The 26,424-nt window shown below is 71.9% G+C and carries 20 protein-coding genes and 1 pseudogene; 13 read left to right on the top strand and 8 right to left on the bottom strand.

Features of this window, described 5'->3' with window-relative positions; translation table 11 throughout:
• Nucleotides 1-77: 77 nt before the first annotated feature.
• The 3 genes from BMZ82_RS21205 to BMZ82_RS21195 all read right to left on the bottom strand — a co-directional run bounded on the left by BMZ82_RS21205 (nt 78) and on the right by BMZ82_RS21195 (nt 4,407).
• The gene (locus BMZ82_RS21205; protein WP_093778085.1) at nt 78-1,886 is read right to left on the bottom strand and encodes an LCP family protein; all 1,809 of its coding nucleotides are present in this window, start codon (nt 1,884-1,886) and stop codon (nt 78-80) included.
• Between the two features lie 243 nt (nt 1,887-2,129).
• Nucleotides 2,130-3,296: an LCP family protein gene (locus tag BMZ82_RS21200; protein WP_093778083.1), complete on the bottom strand. Its 1,167-nt coding sequence runs from the start codon at nt 3,294-3,296 to the stop codon at nt 2,130-2,132.
• A 352-nt stretch (nt 3,297-3,648) separates the two neighbouring features.
• A complete protein-coding gene (locus BMZ82_RS21195) occupies nt 3,649-4,407 on the bottom strand; it encodes a TIGR03089 family protein (protein WP_093778081.1) in 759 nt (252 codons plus the stop codon).
• A 149-nt stretch (nt 4,408-4,556) separates the two neighbouring features.
• Between BMZ82_RS21195 and BMZ82_RS21190 the strand changes: the two genes are divergently transcribed.
• Together BMZ82_RS21190 and BMZ82_RS21185 are read left to right on the top strand one after the other, a co-directional pair.
• Nucleotides 4,557-6,089 (top strand): N-acetylmuramoyl-L-alanine amidase, encoded by a 1,533-nt coding sequence (locus BMZ82_RS21190; protein WP_093778079.1) that lies wholly within the window; start codon nt 4,557-4,559, stop codon nt 6,087-6,089.
• A 186-nt stretch (nt 6,090-6,275) separates the two neighbouring features.
• Nucleotides 6,276-7,358: a mannose-1-phosphate guanylyltransferase gene (locus tag BMZ82_RS21185; protein ID WP_093778077.1), complete on the top strand. Its 1,083-nt coding sequence runs from the start codon at nt 6,276-6,278 to the stop codon at nt 7,356-7,358.
• 216 nt (nt 7,359-7,574) lie between these two features.
• Here the strand turns inward: BMZ82_RS21185 and BMZ82_RS21180 are convergent, their stop codons facing one another.
• The 4 genes from BMZ82_RS21180 to BMZ82_RS21165 form a co-directional block, all read right to left on the bottom strand.
• Entirely contained in the window at nt 7,575-8,588 is a 1,014-nt protein-coding gene (locus BMZ82_RS21180) for a DNA-3-methyladenine glycosylase family protein (protein WP_093778075.1), read from the bottom strand.
• A 195-nt stretch (nt 8,589-8,783) separates the two neighbouring features.
• Nucleotides 8,784-10,103, bottom strand: a complete 1,320-nt coding sequence (locus tag BMZ82_RS21175; protein ID WP_093778266.1) for a coenzyme F420-0:L-glutamate ligase — start codon at nt 10,101-10,103, stop codon at nt 8,784-8,786.
• 68 nt (nt 10,104-10,171) lie between these two features.
• Nucleotides 10,172-11,131: a 2-phospho-L-lactate transferase gene (gene cofD, locus BMZ82_RS21170; protein ID WP_093778073.1), complete on the bottom strand. Its 960-nt coding sequence runs from the start codon at nt 11,129-11,131 to the stop codon at nt 10,172-10,174.
• A 147-nt stretch (nt 11,132-11,278) separates the two neighbouring features.
• A complete protein-coding gene (locus BMZ82_RS21165; protein WP_256252030.1) occupies nt 11,279-11,842 on the bottom strand; it encodes a cysteine dioxygenase in 564 nt (187 codons plus the stop codon).
• 753 nt (nt 11,843-12,595) lie between these two features.
• Between BMZ82_RS21165 and BMZ82_RS21155 the strand changes: the two genes are divergently transcribed.
• The 3 genes from BMZ82_RS21155 to BMZ82_RS21145 all read left to right on the top strand — a co-directional run bounded on the left by BMZ82_RS21155 (nt 12,596) and on the right by BMZ82_RS21145 (nt 18,345).
• Nucleotides 12,596-12,865, top strand: a complete 270-nt coding sequence (locus BMZ82_RS21155; protein ID WP_069768511.1) for a WhiB family transcriptional regulator — start codon at nt 12,596-12,598, stop codon at nt 12,863-12,865.
• Nucleotides 12,866-13,129: 264 nt separating this feature from the next.
• Nucleotides 13,130-16,822 carry a glycosyltransferase family 2 protein gene (locus BMZ82_RS21150; protein WP_093778069.1) on the top strand — a complete coding sequence of 1,231 codons (3,693 nt, stop codon included), beginning with the start codon at nt 13,130-13,132 and terminating at the stop codon, nt 16,820-16,822.
• Nucleotides 16,819-18,345 carry a DUF5719 family protein gene (locus tag BMZ82_RS21145; RefSeq protein ID WP_093778067.1) on the top strand — a complete coding sequence of 509 codons (1,527 nt, stop codon included), beginning with the start codon at nt 16,819-16,821 and terminating at the stop codon, nt 18,343-18,345. Before BMZ82_RS21150 ends, BMZ82_RS21145 begins: the two co-directional genes overlap by 4 nt.
• A gap of 103 nt (nt 18,346-18,448) precedes the next feature.
• On the opposite strand, the gene BMZ82_RS21140 is transcribed toward BMZ82_RS21145, so the two are convergent.
• Nucleotides 18,449-18,829, bottom strand: a complete 381-nt coding sequence (locus tag BMZ82_RS21140) for a metallopeptidase family protein (protein WP_093778065.1) — start codon at nt 18,827-18,829, stop codon at nt 18,449-18,451.
• A 330-nt stretch (nt 18,830-19,159) separates the two neighbouring features.
• Between BMZ82_RS21140 and BMZ82_RS21135 the strand changes: the two genes are divergently transcribed.
• From BMZ82_RS21135 to BMZ82_RS21100, 8 genes and pseudogenes are all read left to right on the top strand, one after another.
• Complete coding sequence (locus BMZ82_RS21135) at nt 19,160-19,582, top strand: DUF3499 domain-containing protein (RefSeq protein WP_093778063.1); 423 nt, start codon at nt 19,160-19,162, stop codon at nt 19,580-19,582.
• A gap of 159 nt (nt 19,583-19,741) precedes the next feature.
• Nucleotides 19,742-20,167, top strand: a pseudogene (locus BMZ82_RS21130) (L-lactate permease); the annotation flags it as partial.
• Between the two features lie 218 nt (nt 20,168-20,385).
• Nucleotides 20,386-21,792 carry a phosphomannomutase/phosphoglucomutase gene (locus BMZ82_RS21125; RefSeq protein WP_093778061.1) on the top strand — a complete coding sequence of 469 codons (1,407 nt, stop codon included), beginning with the start codon at nt 20,386-20,388 and terminating at the stop codon, nt 21,790-21,792.
• 128 nt (nt 21,793-21,920) lie between these two features.
• Nucleotides 21,921-22,091, top strand: coding sequence for a Trm112 family protein (locus BMZ82_RS21120; protein ID WP_093778059.1), 171 nt, complete (start codon nt 21,921-21,923; stop codon nt 22,089-22,091).
• A gap of 171 nt (nt 22,092-22,262) precedes the next feature.
• Nucleotides 22,263-23,396, top strand: coding sequence for an SIS domain-containing protein (locus tag BMZ82_RS21115; RefSeq protein WP_093778057.1), 1,134 nt, complete (start codon nt 22,263-22,265; stop codon nt 23,394-23,396).
• Between the two features lie 131 nt (nt 23,397-23,527).
• A complete protein-coding gene (manA, locus tag BMZ82_RS21110; protein WP_093778055.1) occupies nt 23,528-24,679 on the top strand; it encodes a mannose-6-phosphate isomerase, class I in 1,152 nt (383 codons plus the stop codon).
• 125 nt (nt 24,680-24,804) lie between these two features.
• Entirely contained in the window at nt 24,805-25,785 is a 981-nt protein-coding gene (locus BMZ82_RS21105) for a cation diffusion facilitator family transporter (RefSeq protein WP_093778053.1), read from the top strand.
• Between the two features lie 263 nt (nt 25,786-26,048).
• Nucleotides 26,049-26,424, top strand: a 376-nt coding sequence (locus tag BMZ82_RS21100; protein WP_143098883.1) for an adenosylhomocysteinase, incomplete at its 3' end; no start/stop codon positions are given.

Below are 26,424 nucleotides of genomic sequence, written 5' to 3'. Positions count from 1 at the left end.
CCCGCCGTGCGCCTGACACGGGCCCGCCCCGCGTCCAGTCAGACGCACGACGGGCCCGAAGGGTTACCTGCCCGGACCTACTTGGCGCACTGAACCTTGTCCGCCGTGGACTTCTGGACCGTGTCCGGCACGGTGGTCGGAGCCGTGAGCGAGACGCCCGCGCCCTTGAAGTCCTTGCCCAGCGTCAGCGTCATCGTCGGCAGACCCTGGGAGTTCTCGACGCTCTTGCCCGGCTTCAGGGCGCTTCCGGGCAGCCCCATGACGGCGGCGAGCTTGCGTGCCTGGTCGGCCTGGTCGGGCGCGTACTCGAGCGTCGTCTTCGCGAGTTCGGCGGGCGCGTTGCCCGCGTTCTCGGACTTCGTGATGCCTTCCTGGATCTGCAGCCAGTTGAGCGTCTCCTGCGCGCTGCCGGAGACCGCGCCGCCGTTCATGATCTGCACGCGCACCGCGGAGGCGGCGGACTGGGTGCCCTTCAGACGCGCCGCGGCGGCAGCGGCGGCCGCGTCCTTCGAAGCCGCCGCCTGCTCCTTCACCTTCGTGAAGGAGACGTCGTCCTTGATCATCTGGAAGACGGTGGGCGCCGTCGAGTTGTTCAGGACGACCGTGGCCTTGACCTTCTCGGCCGGGTTGTCGACGACCGGCACGGTGGTGAAGGTCAGGTTCTTGACGTCGAGCTTGCCCAGCTCCAGACCCAGATCCTTCAGCTTGTCGATGCTGTCGAGCTGGGAGTCGACGGTGAGCGCCTTGGTGCCCGCCTCCGCCAGCTTGATCATCTTGGTGGGGCTGGTGAGCGTGTCGTTCGACTTCAGCTTGCGCATCAGCGCGCTGAGGAACTGCTGCTGGATCTGGATCCGGCTCAGGTCGCCGCCGAAGCCCACCGAGTGCCGGGTGCGCACGAAGGCCAGCGCCTGCTCGCCCTGGACCGTGTGCGTGCCCTTGGACAGCTTCAGATGCGAGTCCGGGTCGTCGATGTCCTTGCCGAGGCACACCTCGACGCCGCCGACCGCCGTGGTCAGCGTCTTCACCGCGTTGAAGTCGGCGACCATGAAGTTGTCCGGGGTGATCCCGGTCAGCTCCGTCACCGTGCGCATGGTGCAGCTCGGCGTACGGTCGTCCTGCCCGAGGCTGGTGTTGAACCGGACGCCTTCCGTGCCCGGGATGACCTTGCTGGTGCCGTCCGCCTGCGCGGTCTGGCAGTCCGGGACGTCCACGATCAGGTCGCGCGGGATGCTCAGCGCGGTCGCGTTCGTCCGGTCCTTGGAGACGTGCAGCAGGATCGTGGTGTCCGCGTGACCCACGCTGCCGGAGTCGCCGTACCCGCCGTTGCCCGAGCCGGTGCGCTTGTCGGTGCCGATGACCAGCAGGTTGATCGCCTTGTCCTTGCTGAAGCCACCGGTGCTCGCGCCGTCGTCGGAGACGGACGTGATGTTGTCGTTGAGATGCTCGAGATAGAGGTAGGCCGCGCCGGCCGTCCCCACCAGGACGAAGGCCATGATCCCGCCGGTCCACAGCAGGATCTTCTTGGCCTTCGACTTCTTCTTCACCGGCCGACGCCCGCGCCGGTTGGCCGCCGGTTCCTCGGTGACCGCACCGCGGCGACGCCGCGGCCCCGGCACCTCGGAGCCGGTCAGCACCCCGGACGAGGCCGGCGACGAGGACGGCGGCGACGACGACGCGTCACGCCCCGCCCCACCACCACTGCTGCCTCTGCCACGACCCCCGCCACCGCTGGCGGATCGGCCGGAGCCGGATCTACGCGGCCCGGGCACCGCCGACTGCGGTCCGGAAGGACTCAGTCGCAGTTCGTATTCGCCGGTGTTCGGATTGAGCACCCACTGGTCTGCGGGATCGATGTTCTCCGCCCGCCCACGGCCTTGCGCGTCCACGGTTCTCAGAATCCTCCGTCGGGGCCACGCGGCGCCTTTCCCCCCTCAAAGGCGCTCGGGTCTCGGTCACCGATGCACGACCCGGGGAATGACCTCGCGGCCGGGTGCACCGGATCGCTCACACTATCCGCCCGGTTCGGCGTCGAGCGACGCCCGTGACACATTCCACGCCCCTACAAGCGGGCAATCCGCCCTATTTCTTTGAACTCCAGTTCCCCGGAAGGTCTGGGTTTGGCAAGCGTTTTACCCGCAGCCGTCCTCGGCGGCGGTGTTCCCGGGGAAGGTCGGAGCGGGCGGAGCGGGCGAAACCGCACCGTAAGCCGCAGGGGTCCCGCCCGGCGGTCGATACGGCCCGTGGTCACCCGACTTCGGAGAGCCCGAAGAGTCGGATTTCGTGGGAAGTTCCTGAGAAACCGCGACCGGCATGTCCGTCCGCAGCCGTTCGAAGAGTTTTTCCGCCTCGGGCTCCACCAGTTGGTCGCGATTGGCGTTGTAGACGTACGACTCCCGTGGAACGGTCAGGAATTGCACATGTTCGGTGGGAATGTCTCGCAGACCGCGCACGAGTTCGTAGAGTCCGCGCAGACTCGCCAGATCCGGGTCGGTGGTGAGTGAGGACGTGGCCGCGTCCAGCACCGGATACAGCTTCACCGGGTTCAGCAGGACGTCATTGCTCTGCACCTTGTTGACGAGCGCCCCCAGGAACCGCTGCTGCCGTTCCATCCGGTCGGTGTCACTCCCGTCCCCGAGTGACTTACGGGCCCGCACGTACCCGAGTGCCTGCTCCCCGTCGAGCGTGACCTTCCCGGCCGGCAGCCGCAGCTTGGCCGCCTTGTCGTCGATGGGCTCGCGCAGACAGACCTCGACCCCGTCCACGGCGTCGACGACATCCTTGAACCCGCTGAAGTCGACGACGACGTGATGATCGATCCGCACCCCGGTCAGCTTCTCCACGGTCCGGATCGTGCAGGCCGAACCCCCGGTCTGGAAGGCGTAGTTGAACATCGCGAACATCGGCCCGGCCCGCTTCCCGTCGCCCCGCAGACAAGCCGGCACCTGCACCATCAAGTCGCGAGGCAGCGAAACGGCGGTGGCACTCCCTCTCCCGGCCGCCAGATGCAACAGGATCGCCGTGTCCGACCGCTCGGTCCCGGAGTCCCGCCCGTACTCCGCGTTCCCGTCCCCGGCCCGCGAGTCCGACCCGATGAGCAGGATGTTCTGCGCGTCCTTCACCAACGAGGTCGGCCGCTCCTTCGCATACCGCGCCAACTCCGCGGCGGCGGCGTCATCCCGAGTGATGTTCCCATCGAGCTTCACGTAGACGACCCACCCGGCAACCCCGACCCCCAGCACAGCGACGGCAACACCCCCGACCCCGTACCGCACCCACCGCCGCCGCCCCCGAACCATCGGCCGCCCCCGAACCCGTCGAGGCGGCCCCGGCTCCCGAGGCCACCGCCGCCCGGACCACCTCACGAACCGCCTCACGTCCATCCCACCCCCTCCCACGTCGCCGCACGGCATACAGAGCTGCTCTTACGACGATGGCGCGAAGTGGGGGGTGTAGGGGGGTGGGGGTGGGCTGAATGGGTGAGGGGGAGCGTGAGGGGGTGAGGTGGGACCGCCGGTCGCGAGGGTGCCTGCTCTCAGCCCGTCCGGCGTTTGAGGACGAGGCCCCTTAAGGGCCGAAGCGGGGGCCTGGGGGCGGCAGCCCCCAGCAAGGCCGGCATCAACACCGGGCGCCTGACCAGCGAAGGGCACCTCAAAGAACGGTCACAGAAACCCGCTCACTCTCGATCCGCTTCGCCAACGCCTCCTCACCCACCCCCGCCAGATTCCGACACAACACCACAGACCCCCCACTGGCCAACGGCGCGTACAACCCGGCACTCAACCCCTCCCACGTGTCGTACCCCACCCCCGACAACAACCGAGCCCCAGGCCCCGTCAACCCCAGCCCAGACGCCTCCGCCCGCGCCCGAGCGACCACCTCGGCCCCGCTGTACTCACCCCCGGCCACGATCAACGCAGCCGCCTCGGGATCGACAGGCACGTACGGCACGAACCGGTCCCCGAAACTCGGCACGTTCACGGCATAGTCGTCGTACCCCTCCGGAGGACCCGGCACGAACCGCCGCCCGAGCGGCGCCAACGACAGCGCGTACCGCTCCCCCCGACACGCCAGCCCCGCCTCGAACGAACCCGGCCCGGCGACGACGAAATCGGCCCGCGCCGGATCCCCGGCCACGTCCGCGACGACCCCGACCGACGAACACGCCAGCAGCCACACCGCCGTCTGCCAGTGCGCGGGCAGCAGCAGTGCGACCCGGTCGCCGGGTTCGGCGGACAGCCCGTCCTGGAGGAGGTTCGCGGTCTTGGCCACCCAGTTGGCGAAGGTGGCCACGGACAATTCGACCCGCTCGCCCGTGGCGTCGTCGTAGAAGGTCACCAGGGGCCGCGCGGGGTCCGCGGCCAGCGCGGAACGCAGCAGGTCGGCAGGGGTGCGATCGGTGGCAGTCACCCGCGCAAGCGTACGCGCCGCCCCACCGCCGCACGCGTCGCCGGACCCTCCGGGAGCCGTCTTGGGGCCACCGGTTCGGCGGAACGCGCCCGACGCCCCGTCAATTCCCCGATGGACAGAAATGTATGACTATGTCCAGGATCGGTGGCATGCGTGGATTGCTTGCTTCCTCGATCGGTGTCACCTGCGTGGCGGCTCTCGCCCTCCCGCTGACCCCCTCCGCCACCGCGGCGACGGTGCGACCGGCGCCGGCCGCGGAGGCGGCGCTCGCCGGGACGGCCAGGGCCACAAGCCCAGACACCCCACCGACAAGATCCCTCCCCGACCTCCCCGACCTCCCGGGCAGCACCCAGTCGCTGCCCCTGACCCCCCTCACCGGCGACCGTGCCATCGGCGGCACCGGAGGCACCGGTTCCGACCGGGGCCTGCCCCGCCGGGACGTACGCCACTTCTCGCTCCTCGGCGTCGTCTGGGACGACCCGGGCACCGAACTCCACGGCCGAGTCCAGGTCCGCACCCGCGCGGCCGGCACCGGCGGCTGGTCCGACTGGCAGGACGTCGAGACCCACAACGCGGACCACGGCGCCGACCCCGGCACCCCCGAGAGCGTCTCGGGACGGGTCCACGGGGCCACGGCCCCGCTCTGGGTCGGCGACTCCGACGGCGTGGAGGTCCGAGTCCACCCGGACACGGAACGCCGTACGGAGGAGACGAGCCGGGGCACCCGCACCCTCTCGACGGCCGCCCCCCTCCCGTCAGGCCTGCGCCTGGACCTGGTAGACCCAGGAGAAGCCACCCCCGAACACGCCCCCGCCGGCGCACAGCGCAGCGGCCCCCAACCCCCGACCACGGAAACGGCCGCGAAGGCCGACCCACCCCCCACAACACCCGGCGCCCCCACCACGACAGTTGACGCCGTACCGATGACCCCCGAGACGACGGAGGCCTCGGCAGCGAACACCCCCCTCGCCCCCCTGGGCGCCACGGAGATCCCCGCCCTGGACCGCGCGGGCACCGAACGCGAGCTCTTCGCCCTGCGCGCGGCCGAGTTGACCCCCGCCCAGCGGGCGAAGCCGTACATCGGCCCGCGCCCGAGCATCGTCACGCGGCGCGGCTGGGGCGCGGACGAGAGCGTGCGGGAGAGCGGCTTCCGCTACACGACGACGGTCAAGGCGGCGTTCGTGCACCACACGGCGACGGGCAACAGCTACAAGTGCTCCGAGGCCCCGTCCGTCATCCGCGGTATCTACCGCTACCACGTCAAGAGCATGGGCTGGCGCGACATCGGCTACAACTTCCTCGTCGACAAGTGCGGCACCATCTACGAGGGCCGCGCCGGGGGAGTGGCGAAGCCGGTCCTGGGCGCTCACACCCTCGGTTTCAACACCAACAGCATGGGCATCGCCGTCCTCGGCACGTTCACCAGCGCCAAGCCGACCGCCGCGACGGTCACGGCCATCGCACGGCTGACGGCGTGGAAGCTGGGTGTCTTCGGCGCGAATCCGAACGCCAAGACATACCTGAAGTCCGGGGGTGGCAATCTCTACGCAAAGGGAAAGAACGTACGGCTCGACGTGATCTCAGGTCACCGGGACGGCTTCGCCACCGAATGCCCGGGAAAGCAGCTCTACGGCAAGCTCGGCTCGGCCCGCACGACCGCGGCGCGCTACCAGGGCCGCTGAGGCAAGCGAACGACCGAAGCACACCGGGAACCGGAACCGAGACCGTAACCGGAACCGGGACCGGCACGAACCACCAACGACCTGGAAGCCACCGCACAGCGGTCTGCACACAGTCTGCAAACGGTCTGCATACACTGGCCGGTCGAAAGACAGTTCGGCCGGTCCCGGCAGGAAGCAGAGACGAAGGTGACAGAAGCGATCCTCCTGGTCGGCGGCAAGGGCACCCGGTTGCGCCCCCTCACGGTGCACACGCCCAAACCCATGGTCAGGGCGGCGGGGGTGCCGTTCCTCACGCACCAACTGGCGCGGGCGAGAGCGGCGGGCGTGGACCACATCGTCCTGGCGACGAGCTATCTGGCGGAGGTCTTCGAACCGTACTTCGGCGACGGCGCGGCCCTGGGCCTGCACATCGAGTACGTGACGGAGGACGAACCCCTCGGCACCGGCGGGGCGATCCGCAACGTGGCGTCCCGCCTTACCTCGTCCCCGGACGACCCGGTCCTGGTCTTCAACGGCGACATCCTCACCGGCCTGGACATCAGACGACTGGTCGCCACGCACGAGACGACGGGCGCGGACGTCTCCCTGCACCTCACCAAGGTGACGGACCCGAGGGCGTACGGCCTGGTCCCCACGGACGAGACCGGCAGAGTCCTCGCCTTCCTCGAAAAACCCCAGACCCCCGAGGAGATCGTCACCGACCAGATCAACGCGGGGGCGTACGTCTTCCGCCGCTCGGTCATCGACACGATCCCGCTCGGCCGCCCGGTGTCGGTGGAACGCGAGACGTTCCCCGACCTCCTCGCCGCCGGAGCCCACCTCCAGGGCATGGTCGACTCGACGTACTGGCTGGACCTGGGCACCCCGGCGGCCTTCGTCCGAGGCTCGGCGGACCTCGTACTCGGCCGAGCCCCGTCCCCGGCGGTCCCCGGCCGCTGCGGCGACCGCCTGGTCCTCCCGACGGCCAGGGTCGCCCCCGACGCCAAACTGACCGGCGGCACGGTGGTCGGCGAGGGCGCGTACGTGGCGGAGGGCACGCGGGTCTTCGGCTCTACGATCCTCCCGGGCGCCGTCATCGAACCCGGCGCCGTCATCACGGACTCCCTCATAGGCACCCGAGCCCGAGTAGGCGAACGCTCCGTCCTCACCGGCACGGTCATCGGCGACGACGCCATCATCGGCCCCGACAACGAACTCCGCGAGGGCGCCAGAATCTGGTGCAACGCAAAAATCCCAGCAGGCGCAGTCCGCTTCTCGTCGGACCAGTAGCCGGGGTTGCCGTTCAGCCCGTTGGGTGGGGGTGCGTTTGAGGACGAGGGCCGGACACTCCAGCCCGTCCGGCGATTGAGGACGAGGCCCCTTCAGCGCCGACGGGGGTCCAGGGGGCAGAGCCCCCTGGCGAGGCCGAAGGGGCAGCGCCCCTGGGGATGGGACGGGTAGGGGCGGCGGGGGCGAACTCCCCTCCCCCCGCCGTCGCAGACCGCCTCACAACCCCCCGATATCCCCGCGCCGCATCCGCGGCCCCCGCCGCCCCGGCACCCTCCCACTCAACAAGATCAACCGAGCCGCCCGATGCCGCTGCCCTGCATACGGCTCCAACAACTCCAACATCACCGCATCATCAGCCCCCCGATCCCCCGCCAACGCCCACCCCACGATCCCCGGCAGATGCAGATCCCCCACCGTCACCGCATCCGCCGCCCCATGACTGCGCTGCACGGTCTCCGCCGACGTCCACGGCCCGACCCCCGGCACCACCTCCAACCGAGCCCGCGCATCCTCCGCAGTCATCCCCACCGCCTCCTCCATCCGCCCCGCCACCCGCACGGCCCGCAGAATCGTCGCCGCCCGCTTGTCGTCGACACCCGCCCGATGCCACTCCCACGACGGAATCAACGCCCACGCCCGAGGCGCCGGCATCACCCACAGCCGCCCACCCGCCGCAGGCCCCGGCGCCGGCTCCCCGAACTTCCGCACCAGCAACCGCCACGCCCGATACGCCTCGTCGGTCGTGACCTTCTGCTCCAGCACGGACGGGATCAACGACTCCAGCACCAGCCCGGTCCGCGTCAGCCTGAGCCCCGGCCGCCGATGCCGGGCCACCGCGACCACCCGATGCCGAGGCACGAACGCCTCCGGCGCGTCAGCGGCCCCGAGCAACTCCGGCAACCGCTCCAGCAACCACTTGGCCCCCGGCCCCCAGGCCTCCCCCCGCACCACACCACCACCGTCCACCGCGGCGACCCGCAACGTCCCCGGCCCGGCAGGCGTGAGACTGGCCCGCCACACGGACCCGTCCGGCATCACCCGGAACGTGGGATCACCGGGCCCCCGCCGAAGCGGCCCCAGCACCAGCCCAAGATCAAGCGCCCCGTCCGGTACGTACTCCCGCACCAGCCCAGCCTCATCAGCCCCCGCCCCGGAACCCTGCCGAGGCACCCCGACATACCCACCGCGCACGGTCGTACGCGTGGGCCGGGGAGAGAACCGTCCTGCCACGATGAAGTCCCGGGATCGACGAAGAGGCTGCTAAGAGAGTAGGCACACGTTCCTCACCGCACGAGGCCCGTAACCGCACGAGGCCGTCACCGAACCACGCACCTCACCGAACCACGCACCGCACCACGCACCTCACCGAACCACCCACGTCACCCCCCGTTCCCCCCACCGCACCGCACCGCACCTCACCGCACCTCACCGCACCACAACAAACCCCTCCACCCCCCGCTCCCCCCGAGCCGGAGGCTCCACCGCCGGGTGCCCGACCGCCACCGCCCCCATCGGATCCCACCCCTCCGGCAGCTCCAGCACCTTCCGCACCACGTCCCGGCAGAACATGGTCGACGACACCCACGCCGACCCCAGCCGCTCCCCGGCCAGCGCGACCAGGAAGTTCTGCACGCCGGCCCCGGCCGCGACCACGAACATCTCCCGCTCGGCCGCGTCCCGCCGCTCGTCCCCGTAGGTGTGCGCCCCGTCCATCGCCAGGCACGGCACCACCAGATACGGCGCGGTACGCAGGACGTCCCCCCGCCGCACCCGCTTGGCGATGGACTCCGCGGACTTCCCGTCCCGCCGCAGATCCGCGATCCACGCGTCCCGCATGGCGTCCAGCAGCCGGACCCTCGCCTCCGCCGACTCCAGCAGCACGAACCGCCACGGCGTCGTGTGATGCGGCGCCGGCGCGGTGACGGCCGCCGCCACAGCCCGCCGCACCGCCCCGGGATCGACCGGCTCGTCGGTGAAGGACCGCACGGTCCGCCGCTGCGTGACGGCCAGCCGCACCGCCTCGGACGTCCCGAGCCGGAACATGTCGTCGCGCGCCCCCCGCACCATGGCCCGCGCGCCCTCCGCGGTCTCCTCCCCGTCGGCCACCACATGCGCCAGCCCGCGCACCACGGCCACGGGCAGCCCGGCGGCCTTCCCCTTCACGAGATCACCGGCGGCGGCCAGCTCGTCCGCCGTGGCGACGACCGTCGCGCTCAGCGGATTGCCGTACGCGTCCGTGCCCCCGCGCAGGTCGTCCAGCACCCGCACCCCGGCGGCGCCGATCGCCACGTCGGTGAGCCCCGCGCGCCAGGGCCGCCCGAAGGTGTCGGTGACGACGACCCCGACGTCGACCCCGAGCGTGTCCCGCAGCCCGTCCCGGATCGCCCGCGCCGACGCGTCCGGGTCCTCGGGCAGCAACAGCACCGTCCCCGAAGGGGTGTTGGAGGCGTCGACGCCCGCCGCCGCCATCACCAGGCCCTGCCGGTTCTCGACGATCCGCAGCGTCCCGCGCCGGGCCACGACCCGTATGGTCTCGGCGTCGATGGCGGCCTCCCGGTCCGCCGCCCGGACGACCCGCCCCTCCGCCTTGGAGACGATCTTCGAGGTGACGAGCAGCACGTCCCCGTCGACGAGCCCCGGCTCGGCGGCGGCGATCAGCTTGGCAAGATCGTCCCCGCCCCGCACCTCGGGCAGCCCCCCCACGGCCCAGACCCGGTAACCCGCCTCGACGAAACCGCTCTCCACACACCCCTCCTCGACGGAACCGCTCGCCACCGGACCCTTTCCGGCGTAACCGTCCTCGACGGAACCGCTCACGCCCCCCGCACCTCCTCCGCCAGCTTCAACGCCTCCCGGGCCATCCGCGCGGTCGCGTCGAGGTCGCTCATCATCAGCGGTACGGCCCGGCAGCGGATCCCCGCCGCCTCGACCCGCTCCACCGTGCCCGCGTCCACGGTGTCGACGAGCCAGCCGTCGAGCAGCCCCGGACCGTAGTGCTCGGCCACCGCCGCGGCCGTCGACTCCACACCGACCGCCGCGAGCACCTTGTCGGCCATGCCGCGCACCGGAGCGTCTCCGACGATGGGGGACAGGCCCACCACCGGCACCCCGGCCTCGGCGATCGCCTCCCGGATGCCGGGCACGGCGAGGATCGTGCCGACGGAGACGATCGGATTCGACGGCGGGAAGAGGACCACGTCCGCCCCCGCGATCGCCTCCAGCACCCCGGGCGCCGGCTTCGCCTGCTCGGCGCCCACGGGCACGACCGCCGCCGCCGGCACCGCCGCCCGCAGCCGCACCCAGTACTCCTGGAAGTGGACGGCCTTGTGCTCGCCGTCGACCTCGACGGCCACATGCGTCTCGACCCGGTCGTCCGTCATGGGGATCAGCCGCACCCCCGGCTTCCACCGGTCGCACAGCGCCTCGGTCACCGCGCTCAGCGGATAGCCGGCGCCGATCATCTGCGTCCGCACGATGTGCGTGGCGAAGTCCCGGTCGCCCAGCCCGAACCACCCGGGCCCGGCACCGTACGCCGCGAGCTCCTCCTTGAGGTGGAAGGTCTCCTCGGCCCGACCCCAGCCCTGTTCCTCGTTGATGCCGCCGCCGAGCGTGTACATCACCGTGTCGAGGTCGGGGCAGACCTTCAGCCCGAAGAGATGGATGTCGTCGCCGGTGTTGCCGATGACCGTGATGTCCGCGTCCGGCACGGCCTGCTTCAGACCGCGCAGGAAACGGGCACCGCCGATGCCGCCTGCCAGAACCACAATGCGCATGAGACCAAGTCTTGCAGGCGCCTACGACAACGCGACGGCCGGTTGTGGACAACCGCCCGCATGTGGATAACCCGCTCACCCGTACGAGCCGACCCCGTCCACCCACCCGCCGACGAAGCCCGTCACCGCCCCGCCGACGAAGCCCGTCTACGCGCTGACGGCGTCCACTTGCCCATGAGACCCATGAGACCCATGAGACCCATGAGACCCATGAGACCCATGAGATCCGTGAGACCCGGCGGCCGCGCACGCGGTGTGCATCGGCATCTCCGTGAGCCCCGGGAAGTACACGTGCAGGCTCACGGCGGCCTCCAACGCGTCGTTGACGACCTCGTGCACGTACCCCGGCGCGAACACCCGCTGCGCGCCCGCCCCCAGCGCACGCTTGCCGCGCTCGGTGCGCTCGGTCAGCTCGCCGTCCAGGACGGTGAGCACACCGGAGGAGGGGCCGTGGTCGTGCAGCCCGCTGCCCTGGCCGGGCACCCAGGACAGCAGCCACACCTCGTAGCCGGGGCCGGTGCGCAGCCGGTGGTACCAGCGGGCCGTGGCGTCGTACCGGACCAGGTGTTCCCACTGGGCACGGTCGGCGGCGATGGAGCGGGCCAGGCCGACGAACTCGGCGACGGTGGCCGGGTGCTCGCGCGGTGCCTGGAGGAGGTGCGGGACTTCGAGGATGTCGCCGGCGATCTGGAGGTCGCTGTCGCTGTTCATAGGGTGCGGGGTTCCTCGGCGGAAGAGGCGGAAGAGTGGGGGGGGCTTGCCGGGTGTCGCGTACCGTCCGCCCGGATCACGGGCGGAACAGGGGCGCCCTGGTGTGGGCCGTGGGGAAAGACGGCCGAGTCGCGGTGGACTCGGGAGGATCAGCCGGAGCGCGTTGGGCTCAACGGTGGGAACAGCGACAACAGCTACAGCGAGCGCGGGCAGCACCGTGGGATCCGGCGGAGCCGGTCGAGGTGAGTGCCAAGTTCGCGAGCATGCCCACAAGGACAGCGGTTCACACCCGCACTGTCAACTCGACGCCCGGTATGTGGGACATGCTTCACCTCATCCGGTTCATCTCCGAGGTGAAAGGTTTGTGTGTGCGTCGGCCGGGACACATGGGGCACAAGCCGGGCGCGCACGCCTTGTGGCGATCCTGTGAATCCGACGGTGATCCGGTTCGCTTCGCGCGCGTGCCGCAACGAGATCGATCCTCCGGGCGTCCTTCCTTGTGCGAGCACCGTGCGGGGCCGGTGGTCCGCCAGGCTTCTCCGGGCTCCTCCGGGCTTCATCTGCTTGTCAAGGTTTAGGCCGATTTGAACACTTACCGCTCGGCCTTGGTTCCGCAGAGTGAATAAGGGGCCCAATAGCAGATCTCGGCTTGACTCGCCCGGAGCAGCACACTTGTAATTTCACTCGTGTCGTTCAGCCGATATCGGTAACGGCCACGTCACGGGGACGCGAAAGACAGAGCGAGGGGCGCACATGACCGAGCTGGTGCAGCAACTGCTGGTCGACGTCGACGACGCGGACGAGGAACTCGGCTGGCAGGAGCGCGCACTGTGCGCCCAGACCGATCCCGAGTCCTTCTTCCCCGAGAAGGGCGGCTCCACCCGCGAGGCCAAGAAGGTCTGCCTCGCCTGCGAGGTCCGCTCCGAATGCCTCGAGTACGCACTCTCCAACGACGAGAGATTCGGCATCTGGGGCGGCCTGTCCGAACGGGAGCGCCGCCGGCTGAAGAAGGCGGCGGTCTGAGAACCGTCCGCCCCACACAGGTGCCCCGCCCCACACAGGTGCTTCGCCGCACACAGGTGCCCCGCTCCACACCGGCACCACGGCGGCACGGCATCGCGATATCGAGGAACCAGGGTCCGAACGGCCCGTCGCAGGTGGGTTGTCCACAGGCGGCGGGCCGTCGCCTTGCCCAGCCGATAGTGTGGGCGCTCGTCCGAGACACCCCGCCGCCCCCGGGCGACGCAGGCGTCCACCGCAGTCCACCGAACCGGGGCCCGTACCTCGATGTCCGTGCACAGCCACACGGCAGCCCGTCAAGACAGCGCTGCCACACCTGAGTTCCCGCGTCATGTCGTGACCGCGGTGATCGTCTCCCACGACGGTGCCCGCTGGCTGCCCGACGCGCTCGCCGGGCTGCTCGGCCAGGAGCGCCCCGTCCAGTCCGTCATGGCCGCCGACACCGGCAGCTCGGACGACTCCGCGCGCCTGGTCGCCGAAGCCCTCGGCGACGACCGCGTCCTGCACCTCGCCCGCCGCACCGGCTTCGGCCAGGCCATCGAGGAGGCCAACCGCACGGCCCCGGTCCTCACCCCCGAGGAACTGCCGTACCTCAAGCGCCCCAGCGGCTGGGACCCCGTCACGCGCGCGTGGCGCGACGACGCCTACGACCTGCCGGAGCTCCCGCACGGAGAGCCCGTCCAGTGGCTGTGGCTGCTGCACGACGACTGCGCCCCCGAACCCGGCGCACTGGCCGAACTGCTGCGCGTCGTGGAGAACGAACTCGAACTCGGCCGTGACGACGTGGCGGTCGTCGGCCCCAAGCTCCGCGGCTGGTACGACCGCCGCCAGCTCCTCGAGGTCGGCGTCACCATCGCCCACTCCGGCCGCCGCTGGACCGGCCTGGACCGCCGCGAACAGGACCAGGGCCAGCACGACCACGTCCGGTCCGTGCTGTCCGTGTCCACCGCCGGCATGCTGATCCGCCGCGACGTCTTCGACCAGCTCGGCGGCTTCGACCGCCGCCTGCCCCTGATGCGCGACGACGTCGACCTGTGCTGGCGCGCACAGGCCGCCGGCCACCGCGTCCTCATCGCCCCCGAGGCCGTCGTACGGCACGCCGAGGCCGCCTCCCGCGAGCGCCGCGCCGTCGACTGCGCGGGCCGCACCAGCGCCTCCCCGCACAAGGTCGACAAGGCCGGCGCCGTCTACACCCTCCTCGTCAACAGCCGCACCGCCCTGCTGCCCTGGATCCTGGTGCGCCTGCTCCTCGGCACCATGCTGCGCACGGTCGCCTACCTCGTCGGCAAGGTCCCCGGACAGGCCGTCGACGAGATCCGCGGCCTGCTGGGCACCCTGGTGCGCCCCGAGCGGATCATCGCCGGGCGGCGCAGCCGCGGGAAGCCGACGGTCGACAAGGACGAACTGCGCGCCCTGTTCCCGCCCCCCGGCGCGACCGTGCGGGCCACCGTCGAACAGGTCGCCGGCGACTTCTTCGGCTCCGACGAACCCGAGGCCGCCGCCGGCGCGGGCCGGCACGGCGGAGCCGTCGAGTCCGGACCCGGCGGCGACGACGCCGACTTCCTGGAGATCGAGCAGTTCGCCCGCCTCAAGCGCATCGCCCGCAAACCCGGCCCGGTGCTCTTCCTGATCCTCCTGCTCGTCTCCCTGGTCGCCTGCCGCAACCTCCTCGGCGGCGGAGCCCTCGCGGGCGGCGCCCTGCTGCCCGCCCCGGCCGACGCCTCCGAGCTGTGGTCGCGCTACGTCGACGCCTGGCATCCGGTCGGCGTCGGCGGCACCCCAGCCGCCCCGCCCTACCTCGCGATCATCGCGACGCTGGCCACCCTGCTGCTCGGCTCGACCGGCCTCGCCCTCACCGTGCTGCTCGTCTGCTCGGTGCCGCTGGCCGGCTTCACCGCCTACTTCGCGTCCCGGCCGTTGGTCGAATCGCGCCTCCTGCGCGCGTGGGCGGCCGTCGGCTACGCCTTCCTGCCGGCCGCCACCGGCGCCCTCGCGGGCGGCCGCGTCGGCACCGCCGTCCTGGCCGTCCTGCTGCCGCTCATCGCCCGCGCGGGCGTCGCCGCGAGCGGCCTGACGCACACCTCCGGCGCCCGCGGCAGTTGGCGCGCCACCTGGGCGTACGCGCTGCTGCTGGCGATCACCACCGCGTTCACGCCGATCGTCTGGCCCATCGCCCTCGTCCTCGGCCTCGCCGTCCTGGCCGTGCGCCGCCGCGACATCACCGCCTACGGCCTGCGCTTCCTGGCCCAGCTCGGCACCCCCCTGCTGATCCTCGTGCCCTGGTCGCTGACCCTGCTGCCGTTCGGCTTCTTCACCCAGGCAGGCCTCGACTACGGCCCGTCCACCGCCACCGCGTTCGACCTGCTCGGCGCCAGCCCCGGCGGCCCCGGCACCGTCGACGGCCTGATGCTCATCGGCATCGTGCTGGCCGCGCTCGCCGCCCTGCTGCGCTCCGAGCGCCACTTCGGCGTCTGGGCGGCCTGGGCGGTCGCCCTGGTGGGCCTCGTCTTCGCGGTCCTGTCCAACGCCTCCACCTGGGCCGGCCCCGCCACCCTCGTCTACGGCATCGCCCTCCTCGCCGCCGCCGTCATCGGCGCCGACGGGGCACGCACGCGTGTCGCCGAGCAGAGCTTCGGCTGGCGTCAGCCCGTCGCCGTCCTCATCGCCTTCGCCTCGGCCGCCGGGCCGCTGCTCGTCGCCGCCGGCTGGATGATCGGCGGCGCCGACGGCCCCCTGGAGCGCCGCGACCCCGTCCAGGTGCCCGCGTTCGTCGCCGAGGAGGCCGGTGACCGCGACCAGGCCCGTACCCTCGTCCTCGACAGCGACTCCGCCGCCCATGTCGGCTACATGCTGGTCCGCGGCTCCGGCGCCCGCCTCGGCGACGCCGAACTCGCCGCCGCCGACGGCGAGAACAAGCAGCTCGACAAGGTCGTCGCCAACCTCGTCGCCGGCTCCGGCGCCGACCAGGCCGACCAGCTCGGCAAGTTCGCCGTGGGCTACGTCCTCGTCCACAAGGGCGCCCCCCGCCAGGTCACCCGCGTCCTGGACGCCACCCCCGGCCTGAAGCGGCTCAGCCAGCAGGACGGCAGCGCCCTGTGGCGGGTCGACCAGGAGGTCTCCCGCGCGGCGATCGTCGCCGCCGACGGCAAGGGCACGGCGACCCCGGTCGCCGCGGGCCCCGTCGACCTCCACACCACCGTCCCCGACGGCACCGGCAGCCGCGTCCTGCGCCTGGCCGACACCGCCGCCGACGGCTGGACGGCCACCCTCGACGGCAAGCCCCTCACTCGCACCACCGTCGACGGCTGGGCCCAGGGCTTCGAACTCCCCGCCACCGGCGGCAAACTGGACGTCACCTACGACGACCCGTTCACCCACACCGCCTGGCTGTGGGCGCAGGGCCTGCTCGCCCTCGTCCTGGTCGTCCTCGCCCTCCCCGGCCGCCGCCGCGACGTCGACGACGACCTCCCCGAGGAGGAGCCGATCCCCGCCCAGGCCACCGAGGGCGAGGGCCGCCGCGCTCGCCGCCTGCGCGCCCAGGCCGAGGCGGACACCGACCCCGACACCCAAGAGCCCCTCCAGGGCGAGGAGTTCCCCGCTCCTCCGAAGGAGGAGCAGACCCCGGCCGCCGTCCCGCAGCAGCAGCCCTACGGAGAGTGGGACCAGGCGGGCTACCAGGCGGCCGAGTACGGCGGCGGCTACCCGGCCGAGCAGTACCAGAACGCCCAGCAGTACCAGCAGGGCGGCTACGACCAGCAGTCCTACGACCCCTACCAGGCCGGCCAGTACGACCCGTACGCCTACGACGGCCAGACCCAGCAGCAGCCGTACGACCCGACCTACCAGCAGCAGGGCTACGACCCGTCGGCCTACGGCCAGGGCGGCTACGACCCCGCCTACGACCCGGCCCAGCACCCCCACGGCACCGGCAGTGAGCGCCCCGACGGGAGCCAGCAGTGAACCGCACCACCCTGTCCCTGATCGCCGGCACGGCCGCACTCGCCGCCGTCACCGGGTTCGCCACGCTCAACCAGCCGGACACCGCCGCCCCGGACACCACCAAGGCGGCGGCCGAACTGCCCGTCGAGCGCACCAGCCTGCTCTGCCCCGCGCCCAGCACCTCCGAACTCGCCGAGACGTCGTACACGTCCTTCACCCCGGTCACCCAGGGCACCGGCGCCGACGGCACGGCCGAACTCACGGCCGCCACCGAGGAGTCGGCGGACACGGCGGGCACCACGGAGAGCGACAAGGCGGACGGCAAGGCCGGCGCCAAGAAGAAGCCGGCCGCCAAGCCCGCCGTCACACCCAAGGCACCCGGCACCCCGGCCGTCGGCGACACCACCGGCGGCGCCGCGCCCGCGCTCCTGGGCACCGCCGAGGGCAAGTTCGCGCCCGGCTGGACCGTCCAGGAGACCACGGAGGTCGCCGCCGGCAGCGGCCGCGGCCTCCAGGGCGTCACCTGCACCGCGCCGGACACCGAGTTCTGGTTCCCGGGCGCCAGCACGCTCCCCGACCGCACGGACTACGTCCACCTCACCAACCCGGACGACTCCGCCGCCGTCGTCGACCTCGAACTCTTCGGCAAGACCGGCGCCCTCGCGAGCACGGTCGGGGAGGGCATCACGGTCCCGGCGCACTCCAGCGAGCCGATCCTGCTGTCCACGCTCACCACCGAGAAGCAGGAGGACCTCACCGTCCACGTCAACGTCCGCAGCGGCCGTCTGGGGGCCGCCGTACAGGCCCTGGACGAGAAGCTCGGCGGCGACTGGCTGGCGGCCGCCACCGAACCGGCGGCCAGTCAGGTCATCCCGGGCATCCCCAAGGACGCCACCGCCGTCCGCCTCGTCGCCTACGCGCCGGGCCAGGCCGACGCGGACCTCAAGGTGCAACTCGCCTCCCCCTCAGGTCTGATCACCCCCGCCGGCCACGAGACGCTCCATGTCAAGGCGGGCATGACGACCTCGGTCGACCTGGGCGACCTCACGCGCGGGGAAGCGGGCTCCCTGATCCTGACCCCGACGGACGCGTCGGTCCCCGTCGTCGCGGCCGTACGGGTCCTGCGCGGCAAGGGCGCGAACCAGGAGTCGGCGTTCATCCCCGCCACCGCCCCGGTCGGCACGCGCGCGTCCGTCGCCGACAACAGCGCCAAGGGCGTCACCCTCTCCCTGACGGCCCCCAAGGGCACCGCCAAGGTCAAGGTCACCGCGTCCGCGGGCAGCGGCGGCGGCACGGCCGTCTCCAGGACGTACACCGTCAAGGCCGGCACCACCCAGGACGTCGAACTCGTCGTCCCCACCGGCCTGAAGGGCACCTACGCGCTCACCGTGGAACCCCTCACCGACACCCCGGTCTACGCCTCCCGCACCCTCGCGGCCACCGAGGAGGGCGTCCCGGGCTTCACGATCCAGACCCTGCCGGACGACCGGGGCACGGTGGCCGTACCGGAGGCCGACGAGGACGTCGCGGTCCTGCAGAAGTAGGCAGAGGCAGGCAGAAGCAGGCACTGACCCGAACGGGCGGCAGAGGTACCCCGAAAGAGGGATGACCGAGCGGCAACAGAGGGAGCGCCGGGCCGGGCGGCGCTCAGTCCTCGCCGTAGCGCGGATCCACCGCCTCCGGCGTCTGCCCCAGCAGCTCCGCGACCTGCTCCACGACCACCTCGTGCACCAACGCGGCCCGTTCGTCGCGCCCCTTGGTGCGGATCTCCACCGGCCGCCGGTAGACCACGACCCGCGCCCGCCGCCCCTCACGCGCGGCCATCGTCCCGCCCAACGGGACGGCCTCGTCGTTCCACGGCTCCGGGGTCGCGTCCAGGCGCGGCACCTCCAGCACCACGAAGTCGATGTCGGCGAGCTGCGGCCACCGCCGCTCCAGCCGCTCCACGGAGTCCTGCACGAGATCCGCGAACACCTCCGCGCGGCTGGCGGCCAACGGCACCTGGGGCGGCGCGATCGGCCCCCGCATGCCCCGTCCGTGGCGATCGCGACGACGGGGGCCGGGGCCTGCGGCGGGGGGCGGTACGGGGCTGTCCATCACTACTGAAGCGTAGCCCCGCCCCGACCCGGTCCCCGGCCCGCGCCGCATGTCACAGGATGACCATTCCAGCCAAGGTTGGGCTCGAATCCGTATCTCTCCCAGACCGGCGAACTCGCGGCAATTGATGCTGTTTGTGCCACACGATGACCGCGGACCGACGTCTTCCTGCGCCGAATGACTGGTGTTCGCGCAGGTCAGCGGGGTATGACTGGAGTGGCGCGTGGGGCGTTTCGCAACCCGACACGGTGGAGTGACCTGGTGGAGAGTCGTCGCGGCCCGTTCAAGAGTGCGGTACCGTCCAACGTCGTGAGCCCTGTACGTCGCTGTTCGCGCACCGCCTGCGGCCGACCCGCCGTCGCGACGCTGACGTACGTCTACGCCGACTCGACCGCGGTCCTCGGCCCGCTCGCCACCTACGCCGAACCCCACTGCTACGACCTGTGCGCCGAGCACTCCGAGCGCCTCACCGCCCCGCGCGGCTGGGAGGTCGTCCGGCTCCTCGACAGCTCGGCCCCCGCGCGCCCCAGCGGCGACGACCTGGAAGCGCTTGCCAACGCCGTCCGCGAAGCGGCCCGCCCCCAGGACCGCACGGCCGGCCCCGGCGCAGGCCGACGCGCGGTAGACCCCATGGAGGTCGCCCGCCGCGGCCACCTCCGAGTCCTCCGCTCGCCGGACAACTGACCACTTCCCGCCCCACAGACTGACGCACGCCGATTGACGTGCCGTCGTCGCGGATACGACCATCCCGTCCAGCCGAAACCGAGAAACCGCTTTCCGCGCGACGGAACACCACCGGAAACGTGACCGGGGCCGGGACTGTGGTCGGGATCGGGTGCACCCGTGTACGTCCAGGAACTCGAACCCGCCGCCAGCTCGCTCGGCCTGTCCGCCCTCGTCGCGGCCCTGCCCCTCGTGATTGTCCTGGTCCTCCTCGGCGCCGTCCGCCTCGAAGCCCATCTGGCGGGCCTGACCGGCCTTCTGACGGCCGTTCTGGTCGCCCGCCTCGCCCCTTACCGCACGCCCATCGCCAGACGCTCTCCAGCGCCGCCCAGGGAGCGTCTTCGGCCTCTTCCCGATCCCGTGGATCGTCGTCAACGCCCTGCGGGTGTACCGGATGACCGTCCGCACCCGTCGCCTTCGGCGCGATGGGCGCCCCGGTCGTGCCCCTGGCCCAGGTCACCGGCCCTGCCGCTGGACACCGTGGCCTCTGCGGCGGGTCGCCAGACCCCGCTGCTCGCCCTCGTCGTACCGCTCGTCCTGCTCGCCGGGATCGTCATCGCGGCCGTACTGGGCGTCCACGCGCGCGTGGCGCTGAAGGAATGGGCCGCGACCGCCCACGAGCCGGGCCCGTCCCCGCAACTCCTGGCCCCCGCCCTCGACCGACGGAGACCTCACAGCCGACGCCGAAGCGGCCCGGGTAGTTTGTGGTGACCCATAGGACGTCAAGGGCCTCAGGGGCTTCAAGGACTTCAGGAAGGCTGGCCGTGGCTGCTGATCTGTCACAGATCGTGAAGGCGTACGACGTGCGCGGGGTGGTCCCCGACCAGTGGGACGAGTCCCTGGCCGAGCTCTTCGGGGCCGCCTTCGCCCAGGTGACCGGCGCCGAGGCGATCGTCGTCGGCCACGACATGCGCCCCTCCTCACCCGGCCTCACCGACGCCTTCGCGCGCGGAGCGGCGGCACGCGGCGTGCACGTCACACAGATCGGCCTGTGCTCCACGGACCAGCTCTACTACGCCTCGGGCGCGCTGAACCTGCCCGGCGCCATGTTCACGGCCTCGCACAACCCGGCCCGCTACAACGGCATCAAGCTGTGCCGCGCGGGCGCGGCCCCCGTAGGCCAGGACACCGGCCTGACGGAGATCCGCGAACTGGTGGAAGGCTGGATGGACAGGGACGCGGATACGGATACGGACACGGACGCCCGCGACGCCGATGCCGCGCCCAAGACGGCGGCGGAGCCGGGAACGATCTCCCGGACCGACACGTTGAAGGACTACGCGGCGCACCTCCGCGGACTTGTCGACCTGACCTCCATCCGCCCCCTGAAGGTCGTGGTCGACGCGGGCAACGGCATGGGCGGCCACACCGTCCCCACGGTCTTCGAGGGCCTGCCCCTGACCCTCGTGCCCCTGTACTTCGAGTTGGACGGCACCTTCCCCAACCACGAGGCCAACCCCCTGGACCCGGCCAACCTCGTGGACCTGCAAAGGCGCGTCCGCGAAGAGGAAGCCGACCTCGGCCTCGCCTTCGACGGCGACGCCGACCGCTGCTTCGTCGTCGACGAGCGGGGCGAGCCGGTCTCCCCGTCCGTGATCACGGCCCTGGTCGCCGCCCGCGAACTCGCCCGCAACGGCGGCAAGGGCACGATCATCCACAACCTGATCACCTCCCGGACCGTCCCGGAGGTGGTGCGCGAGAACGGCGGCACCCCCGTCCGCACCCGCGTGGGCCACTCCTTCATCAAGGCGGAGATGGCCCGCTCCGGCGCGATCTTCGGCGGCGAACACTCGGCCCACTACTACTTCAAGGACTTCTGGAACGCCGACACCGGCATGCTGGCCGCCCTCCACGTCCTCGCGGCCCTGGGCGGCCAGGACGCCCCCCTGTCCGCACTGGTCTCCGCCTACGACCGCTACACCGGCTCCGGCGAGATCAACTCCACGGTCGCCGACCAGGCCGACCGCATCGCCGCGATCAAGGCGGCCTACGGCAACCGCGCGGACGTCACCCTGGACGAACTCGACGGCCTCACCGTCTCCGCCACCGACTGGTGGTTCAACGTCCGCCCCTCCAACACGGAACCCCTCCTCCGCCTCAACGCGGAAGCCCGCGACGAACCGACGATGACCAAAATCCGCGACGAGGCCCTCGCCGTCATCCGAGCCTGAACCCCGTACCCGGAGCGGCCGGCAACCCCCGCACCCCACCCCCACCAGCGGTACCCTGACCAGGCACATCCGCGACCAGGCGCATCCGCGCACCGCACCACACACCCGCCACCCCGAAGGGAAACCCCATGCCGCTCGAAGCCGGCCTCCTGGAGATCCTCGCCTGCCCCGCCTGCCACGCCCCCCTCAAGGTGCAGGACACGGAGCTGATCTGCACGGGCCAGGACTGCGGTCTGGCGTACCCCGTCCGCGACGGCATCCCCGTCCTCCTCGTCGACGAGGCCCGCAACCCCGCGTAACAGCACACCGCGGGGAAGAAACCGGGGACTGGGACCTGGGACCGGAACCCGGAGGAACGGGCGAACGGGCGAACGGGCGAACGGGATACAGCTCGGCCCCCAACCCCCGCCGCCACACCCGCCCCGGGCCCCGCAACCCGACGACGCCCCAGGCGATCGGAGACTGCCGCCATGCTCGACGACTCGCTGCTCGACACGCCGGAGGCCCTCGCCGAGGCCGACCGCCGAGCCCTCCTGCGCGGCGCGGCCGAGGCCGGCGCCCGCGTCCGCACGGCCGCCCGGCACGCGGCCGAGGCCGGCGTCCACGCGCTCAAACCGGACGGCCGCCCGCGCGCGATCCTCATCGCGGGCCCCGGCGCCGCCGCCACCTGCGTCGCCGACCTCCTCGGCACCCTCGCCGGCGCCGCCTGCCCCGTCATCCGCCTGGCGCCCACCGGAGTCGCCCCCGCCGCAGGCGCCCTGCGCTGGGAACTCCCCGGCTGGGCAGGCTCCGTGGACCTGCTCCTCATCACCACCCCCGACGGCAGCGAACCCGGCCTCTCGCTCCTCGCCGAGCAGGCCTACCGGCGAGGCTGCACCGTCGTCGCCGTGGCCCCCGCCGCCACCCCCCTCGGCGAGGCGCTCACCGCCACGCACGGCCTCTTCGTCCCGCTGGCCACCGCCCCGTACGAACAGGACGAGCAGCCCCCCGTCGCCGCGTCCGCCCCCGGCGTCCTGTGGGCCCTCCTCACCCCCCTCCTCGCCCTCCTCGACCGCATCGCCCTGCTCTCCGCCCCGCCCGAGGAGATCGAGAAGGTCGCCGACCGGCTCGACCGGATCGCCGAACGCTGCGGCCCCGCCATCGCGACCTACAGCAACCCGGCGAAGACCCTGGCCGCCGAACTCGCCGACGCCCTCCCGGTGATCTGGACCGAAGGCACCTCGGCCGGCCCCGCGGGCCGCCGCTTCGCCGCCGCCCTCGCCGAACTCGCCGGCCGCCCCGCCCTCGTCGCCGAACTCCCCGAGGCGCTCGCCGAACACAACGCCCTCCTCGCCGGCCCCCTCGCCGCCAGCGCCGACCCGGACGACTTCTTCCGCGACCGCGTCGAAGAACCCCCCGCCCTGCACGCGCGCGTGGTGCTGCTGCGCGACCGCCCGATCGGCGGCCTCACCGCCGCCCCGGCCGCCCGCGAACTGGCCCTCGGCCACGACACACCGATCAGCGAACTCGAACCCGAGGCAGGCGACGAACTCGTCACCCTCGCCGAACTGATCGCCACCACCGACTTCGCCGCCGTCTACCTGGCCCTCGCCTCAGGAGCCTGACGCACCCCCGACAACCGACGACCGACAGCCCACCGTCGGCCGACGGCGGACGGCAACGGGCGACACACGACGGACGACATACGACAGCCGACCGAGAACGCGCAGGCAGAGAGAACGGCAGAAAGAACCGCATGGACCGCCTCGACAACACCATCCGCCCCTACGCCTGGGGTTCCCCCACCGCGATCCCGCACCTCCTCGGCACCACGCCGACCGGCGAACCGCAGGCCGAGATGTGGATGGGCGCCCACCCGGGCGCACCCTCGCGCACCGCCCAGGGCACCCTCGTAGAGGTCATCGAGGCCGACCCGCGACGCGAACTCGGCGAGCCGACCGTCAGCAAGTTCGGCCCCCGCCTCCCCTTCCTCCTCAAGATCCTCGCCGCCGGCGCCCCCCTCTCCCTCCAGGTCCACCCCGACCTGACACAGGCCAAGGAGGGATACGAGGACGAAGAGCGCCGCGGCATCCCCGTCGACGCCCCGCACCGCAACTACAAGGACGCCAACCACAAGCCCGAACTCATCTGCGCCCTCACCGAGTTCGACGGCCTCTGCGGCTTCCGCGCCCCGGCCCAAGCCGCCGACCTCCTCGACGGCCTCGGCGTCGACTCCCTCAAGCCGTACGTCGACCTCCTGCGCGCCCACCCCGAAGAGGCCGCCCTGCGCGAGGTCCTCACCGCGATCCTCACCGCCGACCGCGCGGAGACCGCCCACACCGTCACCGCCGCCGCGACCGCCTGCGACCGCCTCGGCGGCGACTACGCCCCCTACGCCGGCATCGCCCACCACTACCCCGGCGACCCCGGCGTCATCGCCGCCATGCTGCTGAACCACGTCCGACTCCAGCCCGGCGAGGCCCTGTTCCTCGGCGCCGGCATCCCGCACGCCTACCTCAGCGGCCTCGGCGTCGAGATCATGGCCAACTCCGACAACGTCCTGCGCTGCGGCCTCACCCCCAAGCACGTCGACGTCCCCGAACTCCTGCGCGTCGTCCGCTTCGAACCCGGCGACCCCGGCATCCTGCGCCCGGAGGCGTCCCCCGACGGCGAAGAGCTCTACGACACCCCGATCGACGAGTTCCGCCTCTCCCGGTACGTCCTCACCGAGGGCGGCGACGCCCACGACCTGACGCTCGCCACCCCGCAGATCCTGCTCTGCACGGCCGGCACGGTCCTGGCCGGAGAACACGATCTGACACCCGGCCAGTCCGTCTTCGTCCCGGCCGGCGAGCGGACCGAGGCCTCCGGCGCGGGAACCCTCTTCCGAGCCACTGTGATTGTCTGACCGGGCTTGTGGATACCTGACGCGGCGTCGCCCCGGAGGGCTGCAAGAATGACCCACCGGCAAAGCCCGGGCAAAGACCCGGCCGACGAACCGGACAGACGAAGGCGAAGGGACAACGCGAACACATGAGCGCGTCAGGCGGCACCAAAGCGATCGTGGCGGCACTCGGCGCCAACCTCGCGATCGCGGCATCGAAGTTCGTGGCGTTCGCCTTCAGCGGCTCGTCGTCGATGCTCGCCGAAGGCGTGCACTCGCTCGCCGACTCCGGCAACCAGGCCCTGCTCCTCATCGGCGGCAAGAAGGCCCAGCGCGAAGCCACCCCCCAACACCCCTTCGGCTACGGCCGCGAACGCTACATCTACGCCTTCCTCGTCTCCATCGTCCTCTTCTCCGTCGGCGGCATGTTCGCCGTCTACGAGGGCTACGAGAAGATCAAGCACCCGCACGAGATCGAGCACTGGTACTGGCCCATCGGCGTCCTCGTCTTCGCGATCATCGCCGAGGGCTTCTCCTTCCGCACCGCCATCCGGGAGTCCAACGAACTGCGCGGCTCGCTCTCCTGGTCCCAGTTCGTCCGCCGCGCCAAGGCCCCCGAGCTGCCCGTCGTCCTCCTCGAGGACTTCGGCGCGCTGATCGGTCTCGTCCTCGCCCTCGGCGGCGTCGGCCTCGCCCTCCTCACCGGCGACGGCATCTGGGACGGCATCGGCACCCTCTGCATCGGCATCCTCCTCATCCTCATCGCCCTCGTCCTGGCCGCCGAGACCAAGTCCCTGCTCCTCGGCGAGGCCGCCGGCCTGGAAGACGTCAAGAAGATCGAGGCCGCCATCGTCGACGGCGACACCGTCACCGGCCTCATCCACATGCGCACCCTCCACCTCGGCCCCGAAGAACTCCTGGTCGCCGCCAAGATCGCCGTCCAGCACGACGACACGGCCACCCAGGTCGCCACCGCCATCAACGCCGCCGAGACCCGCATCCGCACCGCCGTCCCCATCGCCCGCGTCATCTACCTCGAACCCGACATCTACAGCGAGACCGAGGCCGCCAAGGGCCCCGACCCCAAGGCCACCCCGGGCGGCCCCGCCCAACCCCCGGCCGAACACTGACCGGCGCGATCGACCGGAGGCGGACTGGGGCAGTCGGCGCCTCCGGTGTAGCTTGGAACGGAGCCAGACGTCGCTGCTGATGGCGGTCGGGCGGTCCCACTGCGGACCGACCGAGGGAGAGAGGGCCTCCGACGGACTGCGCTGCGCGTGACTACGGGCATGCCCGGGTCCCCTCAGGGAACCCTCCGGCACTCATGTGCCCACAGCCGCGCAGACCAGCCCTACCCACCCTCTCGAACCGAACCACCGAGGAGCAGCTCCCCATGACGACTGTCGACAACCGACAGGACTTCAAGGTCGCCGATCTTTCCCTGGCCGTTTTCGGCCGTAAGGAGATCACTCTCGCCGAGCATGAGATGCCGGGTCTGATGGCGATCCGCAAGGAGTACGCCGAGTCCCAGCCGCTGGCGGGCGCTCGTGTCACCGGCTCGCTGCACATGACGGTGCAGACCGCTGTCCTGATCGAGACCCTGGTGGCGCTGGGCGCGGAGGTGCGCTGGGCGTCCTGCAACATCTTCTCGACCCAGGACCACGCGGCCGCCGCGATCGCGGTCGGGCCGGACGGCACGCCCGACGACCCGCAGGGTGTTCCGGTCTTCGCCTGGAAGGGGGAGACGCTGGAGGAGTACTGGTGGTGCA

The organism is Streptomyces sp. yr375 (assembly GCF_900110755.1).
Taxonomy (GTDB): Bacteria; Actinomycetota; Actinomycetes; order Streptomycetales; family Streptomycetaceae; genus Streptomyces.
The sequence above is the reverse complement of the archived record's forward strand: the minus strand, read 5'-3'. Positions and strand labels throughout refer to the sequence as shown.